Raw genomic sequence first — 23,851 nt, forward strand, 5'->3', positions numbered from 1 at the left:
TTTCATTTTTTAGCTCAGCTTATATGACAAAAAGATTGCTCTTGGATCTCTCCAGAAGCAATCTGCTGATTCTCAATTTCCTTAAACTATCCAAGATGAGCATAACCCATCAACCATATCATAAATTGTTTAAGTAGACATAGTTACGACAATCAATAATAAAATAATTTATATTTTTTTCCTTTACTAACTAAAGTTTCGTAATTTGAATGAGCTTGAACGTCTGCAAATTCTTTAAATTGCTCAAATAATCTTATACACCTAATAAAAAAAGCTTCTTTATTAATAGCTAATGATTTAGATAAAACGTCTAACAAATATTTAAATCCAATTGAGTATCTACCTCTATTTAAGTAATATTTAGCTAATTCATATTTAAAACGCGTAGATTGTTCTGGTACTACTTGATGAGTATACATATCAGCAGATGGTTGCTGTTGGGTAATAAAATTAATCTCCGTTTCAAAACGCCGAAGTATGTTATCTACATCAATCTGATATCGGTTAGCAGCAAGCATTACGTTCAACAGCTTAGTAACCATTTCTTTATCGGATTTATTGGTTGATGCAGCAATAAATTCAACATAATCCGTAAGCACACTTGTATTTCCAGACAAAAGCTTATATACGTAAGTATTACCTTCTGCCCAATGTTGAAACAAACCGATCCAGTGTAGGGTATCCTCGTCCGTCTCTTTGACCCAATCTAAATTAGCGTAGGCGTATGTATATTGTAAAGCTTGCTGATAATCGCCTTGGGCTTCACAGACACTTGCACACAACAAATCGGCATAGGTAATATACACAAACATAGGACGACTCAGTTTCTTAGCAGCCTCACCACGCTCTCGACTTTTCTGCTGATGTCTCAAGGTGTATTGAGCTTTCGCTTTTTCTTTCATTTTTCTCGCTGTTTCATCCAGCCTGTCCCATTTACGCATAGAACGATACACATTCGCTAAATCCTTCAGTGCATCAAGCTGGTCTATTTCATCTAGGCGCTCAACAAAAACTTCAAATACCGAAGCTACCCTTAGATTTCGGCTTTGATCTTCTCCAATTTGAATTGTGAATAGACGGTACTGGCAGGTTGCCAAGCGTTCCGAATGCTGGTATTTTTCCACATCGGCCACATTCTCATAGAGTGGCAGTGCGGCAGCATGTCGTCCCTGTGCAAATAATGTTTCTGCAATTTCAAATAGTCGGGGCGAATACAGCAGATTGTCCATGATATGCCCAACTATTCGACGGATCGTATCCAGCCTGTCCAGCTCCGCACAACGATATAACAATGGCTCAATTCGTCTCATGTTAGGAGGAAGGTCAATGATGTAGTTTTCTATGTATAAATCGTAAAAGTAGCCTTCCGGTAAACCCATAGCCTTAGTGATTCGATCAAGCTGCTGCACGGAAACAGAACGACGCTGAGTAACCCAATTACTGAGCGTTCTTTGGTGAACACCTGAATATTCCGCAAATTGAGCCAACGTCATGTTATTTTGTTTTAGATAAGCTTCAAACTCCGTAGTAATCATAGGTGTATGCTTCAAGTCATAACCACCCTTCACATAAAAATTCCATAATTTTAAAAAACATACCTTATTCTTCTCCAAAATTAACCATATGTCAATATATTATTCAACTAATCCCCATGACAAATTTTTGGCATAGTTTACATGAAGGCTTGAAGGATAGTCTATAGGAGTAATATAAACAAAAAAACACCCCACCGGCTTTGCCAGCAGGGTATCACCGATGAAGAACTCTTACTATGCCACAAATAATGAAACGTAAAACAATCTCCACTAACCTTAAATATCGACGGAGATTGTTGTTTTCTATATTTTTTTCTCAGTATTGTTTTCTTGTTCTTTTTCTCAGCAATAAGTAAACCTAGCAGCGTATGTCCCCTGTACAATAAACCGATTAAAAGCACCCCACCAGCAATAGAAATAAGGATAACTAAAATATTAAGTACAACTAGAAATAAATCCAAAATAACACCTCCTGTAGCAAATCCACGCACTCATACAGAGTGCGACACCGGTGTGTTGAGTTAGGGCGACTGGATTGTTTATTTCAATCCACGCACTCATATAGAGTGCGACAAGAATCCCGGAACAGTGCCCGGCGTAGTTGGATTGCGATTTCAATCCACGCACTCATATAGAGTGCGACGTCTAAAATATGACCCATTGGCAGATGATGAGTCATATTTCAATCCACGCACTCATATAGAGTGCGACAAATATGAACGTGAAATCGAAGTTGAGATTCCAGATATTTCAATCCACGCACTCATATAGAGTGCGACGGTCGACGGGGAGGTGCCCCGTGTGTTCATGTTCGAATTTCAATCCACGCACTCATATAGAGTGCGACTGTTACCTATTTCGGTCATCATTTCGCCCGCTACCCACTCATTTCAATCCACGCACTCATATAGAGTGCGACGTTAGAGTCCAAGAGAAAAACATCTCAAGAGTGGGCAATTTCAATCCACACACTCATATAGAGTGCGACTAAAGCCCGAGTTATCAACTGTAGCGCCTTGGAAATTTCAATCCACGCACTCATATAGAGTGCGACGGGAGGTATCGGTAAAAGAGGTTCGTCTGCGTGAAATATTTCAATCCACGCACTCATATAGAGTGCGACGGTCAAACACAAAGCCGCAGCGTGGGCATTTGCAATCATTTCAATCCACGCACTCATATAGAGTGCGACCAACTTTGCCTCTTTCTCTTCCAGGGTTCCTGGTAAATTTCAATCCACGCACTCATATAGAGTGCGACCTGGAAGATGAAGACCTGTATCCAGATGACGAAGTGATTTCAATCCACGCACTCATATAGAGTGCGACATGAAGCCCTGTATCGCCTTCTGGCCGATCTGGAGATTTCAATCCACGCACTCATATAGAGTGCGACGGTCCTGTTAACTTCACTCCTAACCAGTTCTTGAAATTTCAATCCACGCACTCATATAGAGTGCGACCTTGATGCCGTATTGGGCGGAGGTTGGCCAGCAGATTTCAATCCACGCACTCATATAGAGTGCGACGCATAGACCTGAAACGGTTGATCTACGCTCAGCCAATTTCAATCCACGCACTCATATAGAGTGCGACACCTCTTGAATGTCCTAATTAAAACCAAAAATGGATTTCAATCCACGCACTCATATAGAGTGCGACCTACGAAAATATAAGCGACTAAAGCAGTAGACAGTAAATTTCAATCCACGCACTCATATAGAGTGCGACTCCAAACGCTATACGGTCTTTGGTATCAAAGGAGCATTTCAATCCACGCACTCATATAGAGTGCGACTTTGCAATGGCTTTAGCCGTTTCCTTTTCATCAAATTTCAATCCACGCACTCATATAGAGTGCGACTTACCTGTTCCCGCAGCGTAGGCCACACCCCCCAGGAATTTCAATCCACGCACTCATATAGAGTGCGACCGATTCATCACGAAAGAGTAGACGACAATCAGAATATTTCAATCCACGCACTCATATAGAGTGCGACAGCGAAAATGGGGTAAACCATACCCTAATGGTATCAATTTCACGCATTCTCGTAATAAACGATGCCGAAAAGGGATGGATTAAGCATTGAATTTTATCGCCAACACCCCTCTCAATCCTTTTTCGACAAATTTCGAGGTGCGAAGGACCCGGAGTTTTTATGTGAGCTTCACATTCGCACCTTACCGGGACAGCCCTATAAAAAAAGGATTAATCTCCCCAATACTCCTCGGGATGGTATTCAATCTCAGAACCAGCTTCGAGCGTAAGCTCACCTGTCTGATCATTATATTTTACGCTTTCCGGGGTAACGTAGTACCAATGCTTCACAATGGATTGTTCCTCCGGCGTTACAAAACGAAATACGTTCAGCTCTTCGCGATATCGTACAATCGTCTCTGCCGTCTCACGCGGCAGCTCTTGAAGTGTGAAGCGAAAGAGGCCATCCGTCGTATCCAAGCGACAATCGAAAGCCTGCTTGCGGCTGTCAGCAAAGCTACGACCCGTGACGGCATGCTTGATCAGCCAAGTTTCCTGCTGCGCCATTGCGCGCACCTCCTTTTAAGGTAAATCAATCAGCATATAAAATACAGGCTCCTGTGCCTCCAGTGACAGCTTGGGTTCCTGCTCAATCCGGGCCGAATCACGCCCTCGCAGAATATGTTCACCGTTCACACGCAGTGAGCCTTCGATGATGAACAAGAACACACGCCGTCCCTCAGCTTGTGTGAATTCTACACGCTCTCCAGGCTGAAGCTTGCTCAAATAAATCGTCAAATCCTGATGGATGGCAGCGATTTCACCCTCCGTGCCTTGAGCATTCTTTCCGGCAACGACGGGCAAAAGCTGGCCGTGCAATCGCTCAGGGTTGAACGCTGTAGCCTCATAGGATGGCTCCAGCCCTCTCGTGTGCGGGCTAAACCACAATTGCAGCAAACTGACATCCTCCGTTTGCGAAGCATTGTGCTCCGTATGGATGATGCCGCGACCCGCTGACATTCGCTGAATGCCTCCAAAACGGGTCACCGCCACATGTCCACGATTGTCCTCATGACGCAGCTCTCCATGCAGCACGATGGAGACAATCTCCATGTCACTGTGCGGATGCGCCCCAAAGCCTCTTCCCGGTGCAATGACATCGTCATTACAGACACGCATAGGACCAAACGCTGTATTGTTCTCATCCTGATACTCCGCGAATGAAAAGCTGTGACTTCCCCGCAGCCAGCCCTTATCGAAGCTGAATCGGGAAGCAGCCGGATATATTGTGAACATAATAGCCCTCCTTCAGGAAGTAGAAATGAGATTAAATCCTTCTCATTGTACCCGAGCACCAGCGATAAAGCTACGCCTGTATTTGCGCGATAATTTCATTGATAAAGGACTGCAAAGTACTGGTAACATAAGCTTCCTTACGACGGATAAACACCGTTGTCACTTCATTGTACGGCTCTGGCAGCGCATGACAATGCACATGTCCCTGGGCCTTCAGCCCGCTGATCGAAGACTCGGGGAAAACGGTCATACCGATGCCCGCCGCCACGCTGCCGACAATCGTCTCAAACGTTCCAAACTCCATAATCTGCTTGGGGATAATCCCCTCCATCTTGAGCCAGGTTTCCAGGCGCTCCCGGTACCCGCACCCTTTTTTATATAAAAGAAGCGGGCGGGTTGTAATATCCTCTATGGAAAAGTCATCTCCCTGGGAAACGAGGACCAGCTTTTCCTGAAAGACATCAAACTGTTCAATGAGGGGATGCTTCACCGGTCCGGTCACAAAGGCTCCATCCAGCCTCATTTCTGCAACCTCCTGCACCAGATGTTCAGTAACCCCGGCCTTTAGTGACAGCTCAACATCGGGGTAGTGGCTGTAGTAAGCATGCAAAATCGAAGGTAATGCAACCACCGTCTCCACAATGCCAATCTCCAGCACTCCCGAAGGTGCAGAGGTGCTCTGAAACGCATGCTTCATCTCTTCAAATTGCGACAAAATGCTTTTCGTATATTGTAGCAGACGCTTTCCCTCTGCATTGAGGATCATGCCCCGCTTATGTCTATAAAATAAAGGCGTTTGCAGCTCCTTTTCCAGCAGCTTGATTCTGGCCGTCACATTGGACTGAACATAGCTAAGCTCGGCTGCCGCCTTGCTGACACTGCCATGAGCGGCTACGGTCTGGAAAATATTCAAATCGTTCAAATCCACTACTGCTCCCCCTTAAATATGAAGGGCAAGGCCGTCAAAATTGACGCGCCTTGTCACTTATGATCATTTTAAATGATCATAATGTTTATTTTCAATCATTTTACCATTAGCTTCCCATCCTTTATGATGTGTCCATAAGATATGTCCGCTGAGGCCGGCAAGGAGGAGCTTTTTTTCACCATGAATAGACAAATCATGACCGGATCTTTATTGTGTCTGATCGCCAGTATGTCCTGGGGGGCCATGTTTCCGGTTTCGCACATTGCCTTGCAACAAGTCAATCCGCTGTACTTTTCATTTTTACGTTATTTTTCGGTTACGCTCATCCTGATCGTGCTGTTGTGGCTCAAAGAGGGACGGGCTGCTTTTCGCTTTGAGGGCAAGGGCAAGACATTGCTGTTCTTCGGTACGATGGGATTTACCATTTATAATATGGCCGTTTTCCAGGGACAACACTGGATGGGAGCAGCAGGTACCATTGTGGCTTCTATTATGGAAGTTCTGATGCCGATGATCTCGATTGCGATGATATGGGTCATGACCCGTAAAATGCCTCCGAAATATACGCTGGTCAGTATGGTGATCGCGCTGGCTGGGGCAGTACTTGTGATCACGAACGGAAAATGGACCTTCTTCACGCTTGCCGGACAGCATCTACTACCGCTGCTGCTCATTTTTACAGGGGTCGTCGGATGGGTCGTGTATTCCATGGGAGGCAGCCACTTTGCAGGCTGGTCCACTCTTCGCTATTCGACCTTAACCTGCCTGCTCGGAACCCTTGTTTCCTTCGTCGTGGTTACTGTTTCCTCTGCCTTCCATTGGATTACAGTGCCGGGTTGGCAGGATGTATGGTCAGTCAAGTACGAAATGAGCTTTATGATTCTGCTTCCAGGACTTGCAGCCTTGCTGAGCTGGAACGCCGGAATTCGAATGCTGTCACCATTGAACGGGATTTTATTTATTAACTTTGTACCGATTACTACGCTGGTACTCATGTATTTTCAAGGCTATACGATCAGCCAATTCGAGCTGTACGGGACATTGCTGGTCATCTTCGCACTGGTACTGAACAATATGGTTCAGAGAGGTTCTCTACGCACCACCAGCAGTCCACGCCGTATCCGTGTCCGTCTGGATCGGCCCAAGTCATTCCAAAGATAATATCTATCTATATGAGCCATATACTGTGGCAAAAAGCATAAAAGCGCATGGACAAGGAGGTAACCCCCTGTATCCATGCGCTTTTTCATTTATTATTTTTCTCCGATCTGGAAGCGTCCAACCAGCTCGCGCAGTTCCTCAGCCATTTGGCTCAAATCCGCTGAGGAAGAAGCAATTTCCTCGATAGAAGCAAGCTGCTGTTCAGCTGCGGCCGAGATCGACTCGGTATTGCCCGCTGCCTCGTTTGAAATATGGGAAATATCACTCATAATACTCACGACACCTGCAGCACCGTGGGCCATTCCCTGTGTCACTCCGGTAATGTCATCTATATGCCCCATCGCTCGTTCCACAGCCTGGCTGATTTCCGCAAAGGATTGCTCGGATGTGCTTACTGAATCAATGCCTTCCGTAACCCGTGACCGCGCTTGCTGCATAGCCGTCAAGGCGTGGTCCATATCCATCTGCATCGCCTCAATACGTTCTGAAATCAAGGTCGCGGATTTCGCAGATTCCTCGGCCAGCTTGCGTACCTCCGTAGCAACCACAGCAAAACCTTTTCCATGATCACCAGCGCGTGCCGCCTCAATGGATGCATTCAGCGCCAGCAGATTCGTTTGCTTGGCAATACCGGATATCACACTGATGATATTTCCAATTTCGCCGGAACGTTCATTCAGGGAATCCATCGCATGTCCGAGATCGTTAACAGTCTCGTCAATATCATGCATCTTTTGTACAGCTCGGGTAGCTGCCTTGCTGCCTGATTGTGCAGACTCGGCGTTTCTTTTCACCTGTTCAGATACGCCCACCATACGCTCAGATACACTCGCTGCCTGCTGAGCAAGCTCCTCCATACTTACAGAGCCATGTTTGACGCTTTGAAGCTGACGTTCGCTGCCCACTGATACTTCCTGAATAGCTATGGTTACATGCTCAATAGCTTTGGTCGTCTGATCTGCGCCCGCAGCCAACTCCTCTGCCGAAGTGCTTACCCGATCTGTAGTTTCGTGTACGCTTCGAATCATCGTGCGCAAGCTATCTACCATCGTTTGGAAGTGGGAAGACAACTGACCAACCTCATCAGTTTTTCCCGTTTCCAAATCGCCTGTCAAATCTCCCTCACTAATCTGCTCTGCCGATTTTTGCAGATTGCGGATCGGTATCAGAACGGAACGAGTAATCAGGAAAATCGCAATAAGTGCAATCACCAACGAGGCTGCCAGCACGAAAATGGTTACGTAACGCATGGCAGCAGTGGCATCGCTAATCTCGGATTGATAGAAGGTGCCTGCAATTTTCCAGCCAGTATCCTTATTCGTTACATAGTTCAGGTACTTCTCTTGACCTTCATACACATATGTATACTGCCCGCTCGGCGCAGCATACATATCATTAATAAAGCTTGCATCAAGAGATGAACCCGGTTTGGCCGTAGGGTGGACCACAAATTTTTTCGTATGATCCAAAATAATGATATACCCCTCCTGCCCCACTTTGATGGAAGCCAGCTTACGTACACTTTCCAGATTCAGAGAAATTCCGATAACCCCGGACTGATCGGAGAGCGTTTGAGATACCACGACAACAGGAATACCCGAAGAATTGATTAGGACAGGGGTGATAGCCACCTTGCCGGGCTGCTTCATGGCTTCGATGTACCAGTCCCGCTTGCGGGGATCATATGTACCTTCGTTCTCTTTGGGTACCCCCCGGATCATCAAGCCCTCTGGTGTACCGACAAAAATATCGTTCGCATCTTCGTGCAAACCTTTGTACTGGATCAGCTTGGGCTGAATCAACGGGCTGTTTCGACCGTCAATCATAGCTCCGTCAAGCCGGTCCGCCAAATACTTCACATCTTTGATTTTACTGGCGATTGCATATTCAATAATGGAGTTGGCCGTGGCTACCCCCTGATTTGCACTACTGTGAAGTTGTTTCTCCATAGCATTATATGATGATCTATAGGTCGCGATGGATATACTTAAGCTTGGTAACAACAAGACAAGCAGAAAACCTAAAATCAGCTTGTTCCTGAGTGTCCAAATGGTTTTTCTCTTTCGCGTTTCTTCCATGTGTTTTTCCCCTTTACTTGAAAAGCTATGTTTTTGAAATTACACTCGATGGAAGTTATATCGGTCAAATACAGCAAATGATTTACAGCTATTTTTCATAAATGGGCAAAATAAAAAACCGCGCCCTGAGACTAGGGACGCAGTTATATGAACATTTAGACCTGCACGTTACTGCTTTCAGACTTTTTACGGCCAAACAACTGATCCACCGCCAGAAAGCGTCCACCAACAAGTGCTTGCTGAAGACTAGTGAACAGAATCAGCAGATCAAATTCTATCGACCCAAAAGGCTGTCCTTTTTTAGCAGTCAGCAAGACACCGATCATAACGATGGTCAATGCTGCTCCGGCAAGTCGTGTTCCGATACCCAGGACCAGTGCAATGCCGCCAACCAGCTCAACCGTAGCGACCACAGGAGCCAGCCAACCAGGAAGTCCGATACTTTGGAAGAAGCCGGAGGTTCCGTCCAGTCCCTGAAATTTTTGTGAACCGTGGACAATAAAAATAACCCCTGTAAAGATTCGTACCAACAGCAATCCAATATTCGTAAGTGTTTGATTCATATGCTCATCTCCTTTTAAGTTATATACAGATTAGTGACCAACAACACTACAAATCGTAGTGCAATGTACAACAATAATTGGCAGCGCATAAAGCGCCACCCCTTAGAATATATTTTACCAAACTACATTAACGCTAGTGCAAACATAAGCGTCAGCATCACTAGTACATAGCTGGAAAACATAATCGAACGCCAAGGCATTTGAATGATCGGCTCTTGCTGAGGATCTAGAATACGTGAAATACGATAATTAATGGATGTTTCAGCAAAAGAGGAACAAGCGACGGAGTTTACCAGACGGGTATTAGCAGGTTTCATACTTAGAAGCTTGAGCAATGCGCTCCCAATTCCCATCGGCGAACCTGTTCGATGAATCGCTTCGTTGTCAGCCAAAATTTCACGGGCTATCTTATAATGGTTGGTAATATGACGTAGCACCGGCAGATAGAACAGCAATGTGGCGCACATTTGCAGCAGCCATGTCTTCAAAGGATCATAATGTTTCATATGATACGCTTCATGGTATACGACAGCCTCCTCCTCGTGTTTGTCTAGTACAGACAGCAATGCGGAGGATAACACAATGCGCGGCTTCCACAATCCCATGGTGAAGGCAGCAGGCTTGGCATAATCAATGACCCAAATCCGGCCAGCTCCAATTTCACGATAACGTTCACCCAGTGCCTCCGTCAGCGACAGGTCACGCATTCGATGCAGTCTGCGGAAAGCCGCCCGCGTGGCCATACACTGTCGGATCGCTTCGCCCCCGGCGATGCCGAAGGTAAGGAAGACGAGCCCGCTAAGCGCATCTACCATGTAGCCGATTCCGTAATTTTGCAACAGACTTCTGCAAATTTGAAACACGTTAAAATTCAATTCCCAGCCGAAAATGTGCTGCCCGGCGTACATCCCCATCTGTATAAGGGCGAAACCCGATATCAAGGCGCCTGCTGTAAACAGTAATTTAGAACGTGTTTTCCACATCGTCTACATTTCCTTTTTCCATTGTTTAATTTTTTGTTCCAGACGTTCGATCAGCACAGGATCGGCCACCTCCAGAGCATCAATCATGTGATTGACGGCAAGTGGACCAAATTCATCCACCAATTCGTGGCTCAGCTCCTTGGACTGTTCGTCCATGAACTCTTCCCTGCTGAGAACCGGGCGATATAAAGACGTTCTTCCACGGATACTCTTACTAAGTATTCCCTTTTCCACCAAACGATTCATAACAGTCATTACCGTATTGAAGTTAAAGTCACGATCCCCCTCCAACGCGGTCTGCACTTCTTTGATACTCCGATCCGAAGTGGACCATAAAATATCCATGATTTTGGCTTCCAGAGGTCCGAAAAAACGGTTGAGTCCAGTTTCGCCAGCTTTAAAATTCATTCGTTTCATAAGAAGCACCTCACACTACCGATTGTAGTGTATGTATCCTGATAAAGTCAACCGTCACATCTAGTGTCGGCTTCTTCAAGGAATTCATATATCTCCGCCGAATGTCTCCATTCGGCGGAAGTCCATCAGCTTAGATGACCTTTAGTTCAATCGGCCAATCTGTAGCCTACACCTCTTACAGTCGCTATATATTCAGGCTCAGCAGGTCGGTCGTCCAGCTTCTTGCGCAGGCTTTTGACATGTACGTCCACAACGTTGCTGCCGCCCACAAAATCCGTCTCCCAGATATCGTGCATCATTTGCTCACGAGAGATCACTTTGCCTTGAGCATCAATCAGCTTCAACAGCAAATCATATTCTGTTTTGGTCAAACTCAATTGTTTTTCTTCTTTATATACTAGCATTTTGTCACGGTCAATCCAAATATCCTTGAACACGGTACGACGGCTGGTCTGCTCGGCCTGGCGGGAAGCTGCCGGATGACGTACAATCATCCGTTCGATATCGTGCACCATGTGATTGGAAACCAGCGGCCATACCAGAACCTCTTCGGAAGGGAGCAGTTCATGCGCTCGTACTGCTAACCGATCCTGAACCACGTACATGACGGGAATCCCTTTCATATGCTCTGCTGCAAGACGATTGCGGAAATCCAGCAACTCACTACGTGTATCAGTAGCAGTCAAATCGTAAATCAGCAGATCGCTTCCCAAATGGCGCTGCACTTCTGGCTCCCAACGATGGAAAACCATCACATCAAAGCACGCGTCTGACAACGTACGTACTAAACCATGAACTACACCCGGAACCGAGCTGATCAGAACGAGGCGACGTGTGGTCGGGCAATACAACGGCTCATTGGAAGGAACCGTCTGAAACGCAGGAGCAGAGGGATCAGATAACATCGTTGTCCAGCTACCATTCACCCGTGTGGGCATCTCATCTGCTTTGAAACGATTCGTTACTTGATTCGCTTGCTTTGGCATTCCTTACACACTCCTCCGAATACGACATGGGCATGGGCAATGTTATATCCCGTTTCATGCGCAACCGTCTCGATCCAATCGTGTGGGACCTCGCTCATCACTTCATCTACCCGTCCACATACCTGACAAATAATATGCTGATGATCATCCATCCGTCCATCATAACGACTCGCAGCTTCCCCCAGCTTCAGCTCGCGGATTAATTCCTTATCGGTTAAATAACGCAGCGAATTATATACCGTTCCATAGGCCAGATTATACCCGCGCTCCATTAACCGATTCATAACATCGGCCGCAGTAGGATGATCGTGGGCCTCACGAACCACATCATACACCGCTTGGCGCTGGGAAGTTAAATTTAAGGTTCTCATACCGCATCTCCCTTAGCTAATGCAGATTATATTTATTATTAAATAGTAATTACAATAACAATTTAATTTAGAATAAGTATAAATCTTAATTTATTTCAAGTCAATGGGATCGGATAAATTAAGCCACTTTGCAACACAATGTATACAAGGTATACATTTCAGCTTATATGCACCGGAGGGATGCTTGATGAAAATACTTTGGATATTCATGCTTTTTATGCTGCTAATGCTCGGAACCAGTATGGGGGTAAACTGGCTTTCCGGTGTTCATCATCATCCCTGGGAGCCTATTTCTTTGGCTTTTCGTACCATGCGACCATCGGAATATGTCGTTCTGGCAGGAATGCTCCTGGTGCTCTTTGTAACCGTGGGCAAAAAGCCAATAGGAAACGCACTTCGCTTCCTTTTCTCGCAATGGTCACGTTTTCTGAGAATTTCCACTCCCAGCTCTGCTTCTCCGCAGGAGAGCCGTCAAAAATCAGTATAATGATCTGGGCGCTGCACATAAAAACAGGATGTGCAGCACCCCTATTGCTGTTCCATATTAATAAATGACCGCATTTCCCAGAAGACAATGGAACATCGGAATGGGCATTTACCCAGTACTGATGTATGTTTTGTCGGCAGGCGCTGACTCACGAGGCATCCTCTTTTCCTTTTTTATTCCGGGTCTTTTTCAGCCATGAAACGCTAAGCAGCAAGGAAGGAAAAAACACGGCAAATATCGGAAACAGCCATTTCAGCATGAACTCGCCTGTTGCAAGATGATATTGATAGTTCAGAGCCATCAATACGCAAGAAACCAGCATGATCAGCCCAAAAGGCAGGATCAGTTTATGGTAAGACATTCTTAATACATCCTCCGCAGCCTTAACTGCCGCATAATAGAAGATGAAAATTTTAAAGAAATCAAAGATAATAACGCTCATAACTCCAATAACATCGATCCTGTCGATAAAATCGGATATTTCTACCTTGCTGATCATAGAGAGCAGCGGGTAAGTCGCCCGTTTGAACACGTTCTCTCCCAGCGCAAGCACATTCGACAATGTAACAACAGACAGGAGCAGCCCCCCTATCAATATAGCGGAGAGTCCTATCCCATTGGCACGGTACCCCCTTTTCAATGTAGGAAGGATCATCGCAAACGTAACCATCTCGCCGTACGGGAGCATCACGGCTTGTGAATAGACAACTTGCCATATCGGCTGCCAGCCATGCTCAGCTATGGGCAATATATTGCCTACATCCACAATCCCTGCCAACAAAATCAATATATTCGTAGCCAGGCCCAGCAGCAGCAGCAAAATCAACATGATGATGCCCGTCCGACCTGCAACCTCGATTCCCAGATGCATCACATACATCACAAGTCCAATCATTAAGGCACAGATGACTGTCAACGGCGTATGCTGAAGTGTCCGGTCGGCAATCAGGATCCCCGTATCCCGCAGATCCCGTGCTCCGCCGTAAAGAAAAAATATGATATATAAAAAAGCAAGGGCACTCCCCGCTTTCTTGCCCAAAAGGGTTCTGCAGTACTGTGTCATGAGCAAGTCGGGAAAGCGTCGGTGAAGGCTGCCATAGCATACAAAAAGGATTGCCCCCAAAACCGTGGAAATAAGGATGGCGATCCATGCATCCTTCCCTGCATTCCTTCCGGGAATAGACATCATGGATGTGCCCATCTCAAACAGCACCATAAGAGAGATCATCTCTTTTGCACCTATCCGTATCTTTTTTTTCATGGCCTTCCCTCCTTGTTCTATTTTCACTAGTCTGATTCTCCCTTGGAATATGGATCAGTCCGCGACTGCGTGTGTTTCAGTACGGAAGTCACTTGAATACGGACGGTGCTTTCTGCAAAGTGACGGCTCCATTCGGAAGAGAGTCTTTTCCATTGTTTGGGATAGCTTCTCTCTAGCGCAAGGCCGAAGCCTATTACATCGCTGCGGGTACGCTGAACCTCCCTCACTGTTGAAGAGATCACTTTTTTCGTCTCCTCTGTCCATTGCTCCTGCAACCTTTTCATCGCCTCCGGACTTTTAAGGTTAATCGGACACTCGGTTTCCTGTACCGCTCCGGTCTGTTTTAAGTTAATCACAAAAACAGGCTCCCCTTGCTCCATCCGAGTATGTATATTGGTTGCAGAGAACAAGGTTTCGATGCCAATAGTATCCTTATCCTTACCGCAGCTTAACGTTGTTTCAGCACCTTTCACCTTGTTGTTGATCATTGATAATCCAACCGCCTGGTCATCGTCCAACCAGCGGACAAGTCTGTCCTTTTGGAACACCCCCATTCCGTTAATATGAACAATGGCTTTCGGTAAAATATTGTCCACATTGTTCTTGTTTGGGGCCTGCTCCAAATCCCCATCAACCTGTATACCCGTCAGCACAGGACCGCCACCCTTATTGATCATGCCGCGAATGACATCGTCGATAGTCACCGCGTAATCCCCGGCATACAAACGCTCCGATGTTTCCAGCTTTCCTGAAATATCATTGGCGGGAATTCGGCCGATCGGGGTCATGATTGCCAGCACATCCTTCCCGGTATTACCGCGTGCCACCATCATTTTCACCGACAGCCGGGTTTCTGTAGACCTTTCCAGAAAATCCATCGTATCGCCGATTCCAGCCCGTGCCAGCTTTTCTCCAATAACGACCAGTCTGATATGCGCCAGAGAAATGATCCGCGAAACCCTTTGTGAAGCTCTACGGATCGCTTGAAACAGATTCTTGCCCTTTTCCTGGTACAAGACGACAGGGGTGGTTCCTCTCGCTTTAGCTCCGGCTATTTCATCTGCCACGATGACCTGCAGGGAAACCACATAGCCCGACTCCCCATCCTCATCAATACCTATAGCCGCTACTACTGCTCTCTGGTTCAGCTCCACGGAATCCCAGCAGCCTGATAAAAATGGAATCAACAATAGCAGGACCAAGCACAGTATCCCTATTCTCCCCTTACAGGTTACTGTGCTTTGTTCATTCCCCTTCCCCTGATACACCCTGATTGCCCCCCTCCTGCATCGGTGTGGTTTTATCGGAAGAGGAATTCCCGCTTCCATCCTTCATTCGTTTCTGGTTCGTAGATGTAATGTTTATAGGACGTTTCCTCATCATCCAGAATGGGAGACGCAATACGGCATCCTTTTGACTCTGCAGCACGAAGGGACTGAAAGGGGCCATGTAGGGGGTCCCAAAAGAGCGCAGGCTGTTCATGTGTGCGATCAGCGCAATCAACCCCAATGTAATGCCATACAGCCCCATAAACGCCGACAATATCATAAAAACAAACCTGAACAGTCTCCCGGCCACCGCCATGTTATAAGCCGGAATCGCGTAGCTGGAAATCCCTGTAATTGCTACTACTATCGTGAGCAGCGGGGTGACAATCCCGGCCTGCACGGCCGCCTGTCCCAATACAAGCGCACCAATCACGGATATCGTCTGACCACCCGCACGCGGCATTCGAATCCCCGCCTCACGTAAAATCTCAAACGTGATTTCCAAAATGAGCGCCTCCATAAATGCCGGAAAAGGAACGGATTCCCGCTGGGCCAGTATGCTGATCAGCAGTGGGGTGGGTATCATTTCATAATGATATGTTGTTAAGGCAATGTAGAGAGAAGGCCCCAGGATGAGAATAATGAAGCTGATATACCGAATAAGCCGAATGACAGTCCCCATATCGTAACGCTCTGAATAATCCGAAGCACTCTGAAAGAATTGGGCAAATACGGTAGGCATCACGAGTACAAACGGAGTTCCGTCTATGATAAGCGCCACTCGGCCCTCCATAATATTACTGCTGATCGTATCGGGTCTTTCTGAGTTAAAGATCGTTGGGAATGGTGTGGAAGGATTTTCCTGTATCATCTCCTCAACCGTCCCGGAATTGAATACCGCATCAATATTGATGTTTTGTATCCGTTGACGAACCTCATCCACAACGCTCGGGTCTGCAATATTCTTCATATACAGCATGGCTACATTCGTGAGGGAAGTACTTCCCACTTTGAACATCTCCAGTGTAAGATCAGCGCTTTTAATCCGTCGCCGAACCAGGGAAATATTTGTGGACATGGATTCTACAAATCCCTCTTTCGGTCCTCTGACAACGGTCTGTGTAGTTGGCTCGCTGACCGCCCGTGCCTCTCCTCCGTGTGTGCCGCAGGCGAGGGCTTTTTCACAACCTTCCAGTAAAACAATCGTATCGCCCATCAGGAGTTGTCCCATCATGGAATTCCAATCATCGCATTCCTTCACCTCACCCAGTTCCAGCGCATGGCCCTGAATCCGGCTGTAAAGCTCTTCAGCACTTTCGGCCTCGGCCGCCACCTCGGCGGATGGTCGGCTAAGCAATGATTTCATGACGAGTTCATTCACGGTGTCTGTCTTGGCCATACTATCCAAAAATACAATTGCGGCAGGAACGTCTGCTTTCAATCCCAGACTAAAGCGGCGAATCAGAAAATCCGGGCTGTCCGACGTCAATTCCTTAATTTGCTGCAAGTTGGTTTCCAAATGAGCTTCAATCCTTAAAAAACGCGGAGAATTCCCATTTTTCTTGTCCGCACCCGACTTTTTATTATATTTGCGATAGGGATAGCGAATCATGAGCAAACCTCATCTCCAGAGTGGCAGTCCACGGACACCACTTCTTTTTCCTAATTCTTGTATGTTTGGAGTATGCTCAATCTATTCCCAGTTATACACTAAACCTAAGGGCGAAACGCTATAAGTCACACCCACGTAATAAATTTCAAATAAATTCTTATTTTCAAGCCTTATATCAGTTTTTTTGATAAAATGAAGGAATATGCCTCTCGGGAGGGTTAGCATCTTGTTCAGTACGTTTTTTGTAAATACCTGTATCCTTGTCACCTTTTTGTACATAACCGGCCTTATATCACAAAGATATAAAATCCGCCTACATACCTTAAAGCGTAAGGTACATTGGATCGGAGGGGCTCTTTTTGGGTGTTATGGCATTGTCTTGATGTACTACTCGATCCCAGTGGGTTTTAATACGATTGCCGATCTTCGCCATCTGGCCATCGTAGCTACCGCAGCTTACATTGGCGGCCCAGCAACACTTATCGCCACCCTATTTGTATGTTTAGGGAGATTATTGCTGTTTGGTGTCACCACTCAAGCCATCGTAGGGGCCTTTTTTATGATGCTTGTAGGCCTTGGTTGTGCTTTATTGTCACATCTGTCCTGGTCACGTTTAACGAAGCTGATTGTCATGAATATTTTCGCTTTGGGTATTATTTTCTGTTCTCTCACGATTAATTTGAATAATCTTGATGATGTTCTGCATGTTTATCCGCTCCATTTTGTTATTTCCATGGCAGGCGGATTTCTACTATATCTCATTGCTGAGTCCATCAATACCTCCAATGAGCTGTTATTTCTTCTAGAGCATATCTCGTATACAGATCATCTCACCAATTTAAGCAACAGAAGACAGCTTGAATCTTCATTAGAAGAGCAGCTTCCCCAGGCTCGTCAGCGTCACGAGCACTTATCTGTTCTGGTATTGGATATTGATCACTTTAAGGAAGTAAACGATACCTATGGGCATGCCGCGGGGGATGCCGTGCTGCGTCAGCTTGGACAGATTTTGATAGACAAATGCCGTTCTAATGATGTAGTCACCCGTAGTGGGGGAGAAGAATTCACCGTGCTTTTGCCGAATTGTGCTTTTCGGCAAGCGCTACGCATAGCTAATCAGATCCTTAGCGGCGTAAATCAGTACGAGTTTAAGCTGGCGGACGGGCTAACCCTCAAAGCCACCGTGTCCATCGGCGTAACGACTTATCCTGGTACCGGGGGAGATATATCCGGGGCGGCGCTGTTGGAGCAGGCGGATAAAGCATTATATGAAGCTAAAAATGCAGGGCGTAACCGGGTTTGCTCGTATGAAATATAGTTTGGAGCATACGCTTCTACAGAAATAGCCGATACAATTCTCTTATGGAGAGAGCTGTATCGGCTATTATCATTTTGAATAAATGTACTATTCCCTTTGGAAAGATACCTTGATATCCTTGCCTTCATTATGGCTGCAGCTACCCACTACGAGTGTTGTGCGCTTGGCGAGCGAAGCTAGTGTATGAGACTCCCATACTTCCAGCATACGCCGTTCGCTCTCGGCTAAGATTTCGGATACGGCGGTTGCAAGCTCCTCACAAAAAGGGTTAGTCTCTGGTTCATGCATCATACCCGGGAAAATCGGATCACCTATTTCAATGGCGTGATATATATCGGCAAGTGTAATCTGGTCCGCCGAACGGGTAAGCACATAACCTCCCTCACGGCCTTCGCGTGCTGCTATTAATTCTGCCTGTACAAGTCGCGTTAATACCCTGCGCACTAAAGTGACTTCACAGTCAATGGAACGGGCAATAGATCCGCTGGCACATAGCTCTCCATACTTTTCCAAATAGACAAGCGCCTTTACCGCCACCCCAAGCCATCTGGGCGTTGCTGTACGTAGTCTTTTTTCACTATTCAAATGAAATGACACCCCTAAGCTGTAGAAACTTCGTTGAATGCATTGTACGTGAAGTCAGAAGTAAGTTCAAGCCTACAGTCTAGAACCTCCTGTAGCACAAGTACTCAGGGTAAAATGACTTAGCCGCACTTCGCCACTCAACCACAGATACACATCACGTGAACCAGAGACTGGACCCAGCGCCTCGGAGAGCGTGATCCATGCTTGCGCTCCGCCCGTATTGCCAACGTTCATACGTGCTACAGCTGCGTTGTCCGGCGTATCCAAGCGAAGCTCAATTGCTGCGTTGCTGCTATTGCCTGACACGCGGCATTGAAGCTCGACCGCGTCCGTCGTATCTAATACGACGCCATGAAAGGCAATCCAGCCAGGACGCTGAGGTGAATATGGACGTACATAGGCCTCCTTTTGCTCCTTGCTTTCATCCAGCAGAATGTTGGAACAATCATCAAAGTTCTCAGCGCGAATGCGTTGTCCGGTTTGTCGTGGCGGAATGACTTCGCCTCGAACGTTCACAGGGTACTCCAGCCGGATATCCGCTGAAGAAGCACCTGCCAGCAAGGTGTACTCTCCAGCTTCAACGCAATAGCGATCCTTCGTGACATCCCAAATCGCCCAATCCTTCACTCGAATCGTAAAAGAAACTGTTCTCGTCTCACCCGGCTCCAAGCGGATGCGATGAAATCCGCACAATATCTTCAACGGTCGCTTGACTCGCGAAGCTCCGGGTCGTACATATAGCTGCACGACCTCCTCGCCATAGGCTTCCTCATTACGTCCCCACCTTGGGTCACGCTCCATATCCACCGTAGGTGCCCACAGGGTCAGGCCATTTAACATCGGATCACGACGGTAATAGACACGCGCCTCGTCTGCAATCACAGAGCCGATTTGCCGCATTAATTCCGTATCCCATGTACACGCCAATCCCACGGGCTGAGGAAATGAAGTCGCCTCACCCAGCCAGGCTATTCCGTGTGCCGCTTCCGTACCGTGCTTGTAAGCCGCCACCCCCAAGCGGTCAATGGCAGGCTGATATTGCAGCATGGATTCAATCTTTTCCTCCAAGGTTAATCGGGACACCAGATCCCGTACACGCTCGTCCAGGTGAATCCTCTGATCTTGAAATAAGTATTCGATACCCGTTGTTTCATGACTCATATCCGTCATCTCCTTGTTTCTATCCAGAATGTAATAAAAGTACATCCTGAAAGCGTTTCAATTTATCATAGCGAAAAAGGATACGTCCGGCAACAATACCGAAATCCTCCTTTATTAGAAGGAGGAGAGGCCATAGAAAAAACAAAAAAAGTTGTTTTTTCCTGCAATATTCAAAGCTAAAAATAATATTTTTTGGTATAATCAGGATATACCATGAAAGGAGGAAGCTAAGATGAAAAATACTGGAATGACACGGCCTCTGGATCAATTGGGGCGAATTGTACTCCCTAAGGAAATGCGCACCACGATGGATATCAATATTGGTGATTCGCTAGAGTTTTTCGTAAATGAAGATGGATTTGTGTTGAGAAAATATACCGGGGTCTCCTGCAAATTTTGCGGTACAGTTGATCATTTAACTTATTTTCGAGACAGCTTTATTTGCGCAGACTGCATCCAGGTATTAAAGACAGAGGAAAATGTACATGCCACCAGCACCGATGCCATCCAGGCTCAAGAACATGCCAAACCGATCAGAACCAACACAACCTTGCAGGCTAAGCAATCCAGAGTGCAGCAGGGTGAAATGGTAAAAAAGCTCCGCAAGCTGATTCTGGAACATCCAAACCTGCCACAAAAGGTTTATGCCGAAATGCTCGATATTTCCCAAGGCCGGGTGTCTCAGTTAAAGAAGCTACTCTAAATCATCAAAAAAATGATATCCCAAAAATAAATATTTACGCTATAAGACCGCAATTTTATATTTATTTTCATCACGTATTCCATAGTCAGGTATAGAGTAAAGAGCATATCTCCAGATGTGTTCCCCACTCTATGCCTGACTTTTTTGTACTTTCCGTCCCCACCCGAATGTGACAATAGTCACATACTCGCATACCATCCGTATATACAATATATAGACTGAAACAATTGGTTAGAACACAATATCATCAATATGTTGTTTTTGTGAAAATAATATATATTTTACTATATGGAGGGTTTTAAGATGAAAGTGTTAGAGGAACAGCAATTATACGACATCGGGAAGCGGGTCATAGGGGCACAAGATCTGGACATGCTGCGCGAGAACGCAAACTTGAACGGAGAATCATTCAGCGGAAAAATGAGCAAGCTCGGCTCCGAGTATGCCAAATGGTATGCGCGCCTGCGCGTGCTTCCTCCTGAACTGACCAACGCTATTGATCACGGTTATGTATATGTTCACGATTTGGACCAATATGCGCTTGGAACAACAAATTGTATCTTTATTCCGTTTGGTCGTTTGCTGCAAGACGGCTTTAATACAGGCAACGGGTCTGTGCGCACACCTCAAACGATTATGTCCGCTATGGCATTGGTCGCCATCATATTCCAATCTCAGCAAAACAGCCAATTCGGAGGTGTCTCCGCCAATAAAATAGATTGGGACCTTGCCCCATACGTTTCCCGGTCCTTCCGCAAGCACCTGCGCAAGGGACTCCGGCTGTTTGAGGAAGAGATTAAGCCTGCTCTGTCTGAGGATGAATTACATATGGCCAATAGTCAATTGCAAGCAATCTGCCCTCGTTCATACGCATTTGCATGCGAGGAAACGGAAACAGAGACCCGGCAGGCCGCTGAATCGCTCATCCATAACCTGAACACCATGAGCAGTCGGGCAGGGGGACAGATTCCGTTCACTTCACTGAATTACGGGATGTGTACCTCCGCTGAAGGACGACTTGTCTCGCAATCACTGCTGGAAGCCACGATTCGCGGCCTGGGCAGCGGAGAAACTCCTATTTTCCCACAACATATTTTCCAGTGCAAAAAAGGGATTAACCAGGCAGAGGGCGATATCAACTACGATTTGTTCTTGAAGGCGGTAGAATGCTCCAGCAAACGGATGTATCCCAATTTTGTGAATGTGGATGCTACCTTCAACCTGCCCTATTACCGTGCAGATGATCCGGATACCATCATTGCAACGATGGGCTGCCGTACCCGCACCATTTCTGACCGTTTCGGCAGAAATCGGCAGAGCGGCAAGGGCAATCTCTCGTTTAATACGATTAATCTAGTGCGGCTCGGGATTGAATATGGCATTTGCACAGGCAAGCGCAAGCTGCCTGACCGGGATGGCTTTGACGCCAAACTGGAAGAGGTTATGCGCATTGCTGTGGATGGACTCATGCATCGCTATCATATTCAAACCAGCCAGCCGGCCAAAGCGTCAGACTTTATGATGCGCGAAGGGGTATGGGAAGGCGGAGAAAAGCTGGAGCCGGATGAACAAGTGGGAAGCGTGCTCAAGCACGGTACACTGTCGCTCGGGTTTATCGGGTTAGCCGAATGCATGAAGGCACTGTATGGCAAGCATCACGGAGAGGACGACGCTGTATACCGTGAGGCTCAGCGAATCATCACTTCCATGCGCATGTATTGCGACCGGATGAGCGAATATCACAACCTGAACATTACGTTGTTCGCTACACCTGCCGAAGGTCTGTCCGGCAAGTTCACACTGCTGGACCAACGTGATTTCGGAATTATTCCTGAGGTAAATGATCGGGAATACTACACGAATTCTTTCCACATCCCTGTGTATTACACGCTCCCGGCTGCCCGTAAAATCAGTTTGGAGGCTCCGTTCCATAATCTGTGCAACGCCGGTGCGATTTCGTACATTGAACTGGACGGTAATGCACGGAATAACCCGGATGCGTTTCTTAAAATTGTACAGTATGCACTCGGTCAAAATATCGGCTACTTCTCCATCAACCATCCGGTGGACCGCTGCACAGACTGCGGCTATGAAGGAATTATTGGGACAAGCTGCCCTCAATGCGGCACAGACGAGGAGCACACCCACTTTCAGCGCTTACGTCGGGTAACCGGATATCTGACAGGGGATTATACCGTTCGCTTCAATGCTGCCAAGCAGGCCGAAGTTCGTGATCGGGTGAAGCATAAGTGAATTTGTGCGGCTATATTCCGGAATCTCTGAACGAAGGGGACGGACTGCGCTCGGTCGTGTTCATTAGTGGCTGCCGCCATGCCTGCCCCGGTTGCTTCAACCCGGCGTCGTGGAGCTTCCGCGCAGGTGAGCCATTCACACCGGAACGACAACAGGACGTCATCCGTGACATCATGGATAACCCGTTGTTGGATGGGCTGACCCTGTGCGGAGGAGACCCGTTCTTCTCGGCGGCGGAATGCTCGCAATTTGTACGTGACTTTCGCACAGCCTGTCCCGACCGAACCGTGTGGGCCTATACGGGTTTTGTCTATGAGGATTTGCTTGCGGATCAGGCACGACGGGAGTTGGCACTGCTGTGCGACGTGATTGTGGACGGACCTTTTGTAGAACAACAAAAGGACCTGACCCTCCGCTTTCGAGGCAGTCGCAATCAGCGTCTGGTGGATGTAAAAGCCAGCATTCAGGCTGGTCATGTCGTTTCATTAGCTTGAGATCATCTTATTCTCTGCCAAATCGTTATGCCCTCAGACAAGTCCCCCACTTCTGGGAGGGCTTGTCTTTTTTTCTATTGCGCATCCAGTCCGTTTCACTTATGATGATGAACAAGTATACGAGTGCATAAATATTCGTCATACCTTAATTTCATAGCTTGGAGATAGGTGTCTGTTCTATTCAGTTCAGGCTTAAAAGGGAAGCCGGTGCAAATCCGGCACGGTCCCGCCACTGTATACGGGGAGTTTTCAGCTATTCATACATCCACTGGTCCACACATAGACCGGGAAGGATCGCTGAAAGTCATGATCCGTGAGTCAGGAGACCTGCCTATTTCAACAACATCGCAAGTACCTACGGGAGATAGGGAGGTGTTAAGAGCAGTCACCGTATTTTGGTTTTTTAATTTCGGA

At 46.8% G+C, this 23,851-nt stretch carries 21 protein-coding genes, 1 CRISPR repeat array and 1 riboswitch; of the genes, 6 read left to right on the forward strand and 15 right to left on the reverse strand.

The features are described 5' to 3' along the window. Positions 1-152: 152 nt before the first annotated feature. The 4 genes from GCU48_RS08795 to GCU48_RS08815 form a co-directional block, all read right to left on the reverse strand. Positions 153-1,550: a helix-turn-helix domain-containing protein gene (locus tag GCU48_RS08795; RefSeq protein WP_152379742.1), complete on the reverse strand. Its 1,398-nt coding sequence runs from the start codon at positions 1,548-1,550 to the stop codon at positions 153-155. Between the two features lie 460 nt (positions 1,551-2,010). Next, a CRISPR array of direct repeats spans positions 2,011-3,534; the repeat unit is 32 nt; unit sequence ATTTCAATCCACGCACTCATATAGAGTGCGAC. Between the two features lie 209 nt (positions 3,535-3,743). Beyond that, complete coding sequence (locus tag GCU48_RS08805) at positions 3,744-4,079, reverse strand: hypothetical protein (protein WP_152379744.1); 336 nt, start codon at positions 4,077-4,079, stop codon at positions 3,744-3,746. A gap of 15 nt (positions 4,080-4,094) precedes the next feature. Beyond that, a complete protein-coding gene (locus GCU48_RS08810) occupies positions 4,095-4,808 on the reverse strand; it encodes a pirin family protein (protein ID WP_152379745.1) in 714 nt (237 codons plus the stop codon). 70 nt (positions 4,809-4,878) lie between these two features. Further along, entirely contained in the window at positions 4,879-5,736 is an 858-nt protein-coding gene (locus GCU48_RS08815) for a LysR family transcriptional regulator (protein ID WP_025717775.1), read from the reverse strand. 180 nt (positions 5,737-5,916) lie between these two features. On the opposite strand from GCU48_RS08815, the gene GCU48_RS08820 reads away from it, so the two are divergent. After that, positions 5,917-6,897: a DMT family transporter gene (locus tag GCU48_RS08820; RefSeq protein ID WP_167518666.1), complete on the forward strand. Its 981-nt coding sequence runs from the start codon at positions 5,917-5,919 to the stop codon at positions 6,895-6,897. 92 nt (positions 6,898-6,989) lie between these two features. Here the strand turns inward: GCU48_RS08820 and GCU48_RS08825 are convergent, their stop codons facing one another. The 6 genes from GCU48_RS08825 to GCU48_RS08850 form a co-directional block, all read right to left on the reverse strand. Next, positions 6,990-8,975 carry a methyl-accepting chemotaxis protein gene (locus tag GCU48_RS08825; RefSeq protein ID WP_152379747.1) on the reverse strand — a complete coding sequence of 662 codons (1,986 nt, stop codon included), beginning with the start codon at positions 8,973-8,975 and terminating at the stop codon, positions 6,990-6,992. A 155-nt stretch (positions 8,976-9,130) separates the two neighbouring features. Further along, positions 9,131-9,538, reverse strand: a complete 408-nt coding sequence (locus tag GCU48_RS08830; RefSeq protein WP_025716630.1) for a DoxX family protein — start codon at positions 9,536-9,538, stop codon at positions 9,131-9,133. Positions 9,539-9,660: 122 nt separating this feature from the next. Next, entirely contained in the window at positions 9,661-10,521 is an 861-nt protein-coding gene (locus GCU48_RS08835; protein ID WP_152379748.1) for a M56 family metallopeptidase, read from the reverse strand. A gap of 3 nt (positions 10,522-10,524) precedes the next feature. Continuing rightward, positions 10,525-10,938, reverse strand: a complete 414-nt coding sequence (locus tag GCU48_RS08840) for a BlaI/MecI/CopY family transcriptional regulator (RefSeq protein WP_152379749.1) — start codon at positions 10,936-10,938, stop codon at positions 10,525-10,527. Between the two features lie 146 nt (positions 10,939-11,084). Then, on the reverse strand, positions 11,085-11,924 hold the full coding sequence (locus GCU48_RS08845) for a response regulator transcription factor (protein ID WP_025716633.1): 840 nt from the start codon (positions 11,922-11,924) through the stop codon (positions 11,085-11,087). After that, positions 11,900-12,295 (reverse strand): Fur family transcriptional regulator, encoded by a 396-nt coding sequence (locus GCU48_RS08850; RefSeq protein ID WP_152379750.1) that lies wholly within the window; start codon positions 12,293-12,295, stop codon positions 11,900-11,902. Before GCU48_RS08850 ends, GCU48_RS08845 begins: the two co-directional genes overlap by 25 nt. A gap of 187 nt (positions 12,296-12,482) precedes the next feature. Between GCU48_RS08850 and GCU48_RS08855 the strand changes: the two genes are divergently transcribed. Then, positions 12,483-12,782: a YczF family membrane protein gene (locus tag GCU48_RS08855; RefSeq protein WP_025716635.1), complete on the forward strand. Its 300-nt coding sequence runs from the start codon at positions 12,483-12,485 to the stop codon at positions 12,780-12,782. A gap of 148 nt (positions 12,783-12,930) precedes the next feature. Here the strand turns inward: GCU48_RS08855 and GCU48_RS08860 are convergent, their stop codons facing one another. From GCU48_RS08860 to GCU48_RS08870, 3 genes are read right to left on the reverse strand one after another with little or no spacing between them, the layout of a single operon-like run. After that, positions 12,931-14,043 (reverse strand): GerAB/ArcD/ProY family transporter, encoded by a 1,113-nt coding sequence (locus GCU48_RS08860; RefSeq protein ID WP_152379751.1) that lies wholly within the window; start codon positions 14,041-14,043, stop codon positions 12,931-12,933. 26 nt (positions 14,044-14,069) lie between these two features. After that, positions 14,070-15,311, reverse strand: a complete 1,242-nt coding sequence (locus GCU48_RS08865) for a Ger(x)C family spore germination protein (RefSeq protein WP_152379752.1) — start codon at positions 15,309-15,311, stop codon at positions 14,070-14,072. Then, positions 15,289-16,923 carry a spore germination protein gene (locus GCU48_RS08870; RefSeq protein ID WP_152379753.1) on the reverse strand — a complete coding sequence of 545 codons (1,635 nt, stop codon included), beginning with the start codon at positions 16,921-16,923 and terminating at the stop codon, positions 15,289-15,291. Before GCU48_RS08870 ends, GCU48_RS08865 begins: the two co-directional genes overlap by 23 nt. Before the next feature lie 226 nt (positions 16,924-17,149). Here GCU48_RS08870 and GCU48_RS08875 point away from each other — a divergent pair, with 226 nt between their 5' ends. Further along, positions 17,150-18,241, forward strand: coding sequence for a GGDEF domain-containing protein (locus GCU48_RS08875; protein ID WP_152379754.1), 1,092 nt, complete (start codon positions 17,150-17,152; stop codon positions 18,239-18,241). Between the two features lie 87 nt (positions 18,242-18,328). Here GCU48_RS08875 and GCU48_RS08880 read toward each other — a convergent pair whose 3' ends face one another. Both GCU48_RS08880 and GCU48_RS08885 read right to left on the reverse strand, forming a co-directional pair. Continuing rightward, a complete protein-coding gene (locus GCU48_RS08880) occupies positions 18,329-18,826 on the reverse strand; it encodes an RrF2 family transcriptional regulator (RefSeq protein ID WP_152379755.1) in 498 nt (165 codons plus the stop codon). 72 nt (positions 18,827-18,898) lie between these two features. After that, positions 18,899-19,987: a fibronectin type III-like domain-contianing protein gene (locus tag GCU48_RS08885; protein ID WP_152379756.1), complete on the reverse strand. Its 1,089-nt coding sequence runs from the start codon at positions 19,985-19,987 to the stop codon at positions 18,899-18,901. 232 nt (positions 19,988-20,219) lie between these two features. On the opposite strand from GCU48_RS08885, the gene GCU48_RS08890 reads away from it, so the two are divergent. The 3 genes from GCU48_RS08890 (at position 20,220) to nrdG (ending at position 23,437) form a co-directional block, all read left to right on the forward strand. Beyond that, entirely contained in the window at positions 20,220-20,690 is a 471-nt protein-coding gene (locus GCU48_RS08890; RefSeq protein WP_025716645.1) for an AbrB/MazE/SpoVT family DNA-binding domain-containing protein, read from the forward strand. 303 nt (positions 20,691-20,993) lie between these two features. Beyond that, the gene (locus GCU48_RS08895; RefSeq protein WP_152379757.1) at positions 20,994-22,943 is read left to right on the forward strand and encodes an anaerobic ribonucleoside triphosphate reductase; all 1,950 of its coding nucleotides are present in this window, start codon (positions 20,994-20,996) and stop codon (positions 22,941-22,943) included. Then, positions 22,940-23,437, forward strand: a complete 498-nt coding sequence (gene nrdG, locus GCU48_RS08900) for an anaerobic ribonucleoside-triphosphate reductase activating protein (protein ID WP_025716647.1) — start codon at positions 22,940-22,942, stop codon at positions 23,435-23,437. The genes GCU48_RS08895 and nrdG overlap by 4 nt, the downstream gene beginning before the upstream one ends. Before the next feature lie 149 nt (positions 23,438-23,586). Beyond that, positions 23,587-23,786: riboswitch (cobalamin riboswitch) on the forward strand. Positions 23,787-23,851: the final 65 nt, after the last annotated feature.

It is taken from the genome of Paenibacillus brasilensis, from assembly GCF_009363115.1.
GTDB lineage: Bacteria > Bacillota > Bacilli > Paenibacillales > Paenibacillaceae > Paenibacillus > Paenibacillus brasilensis.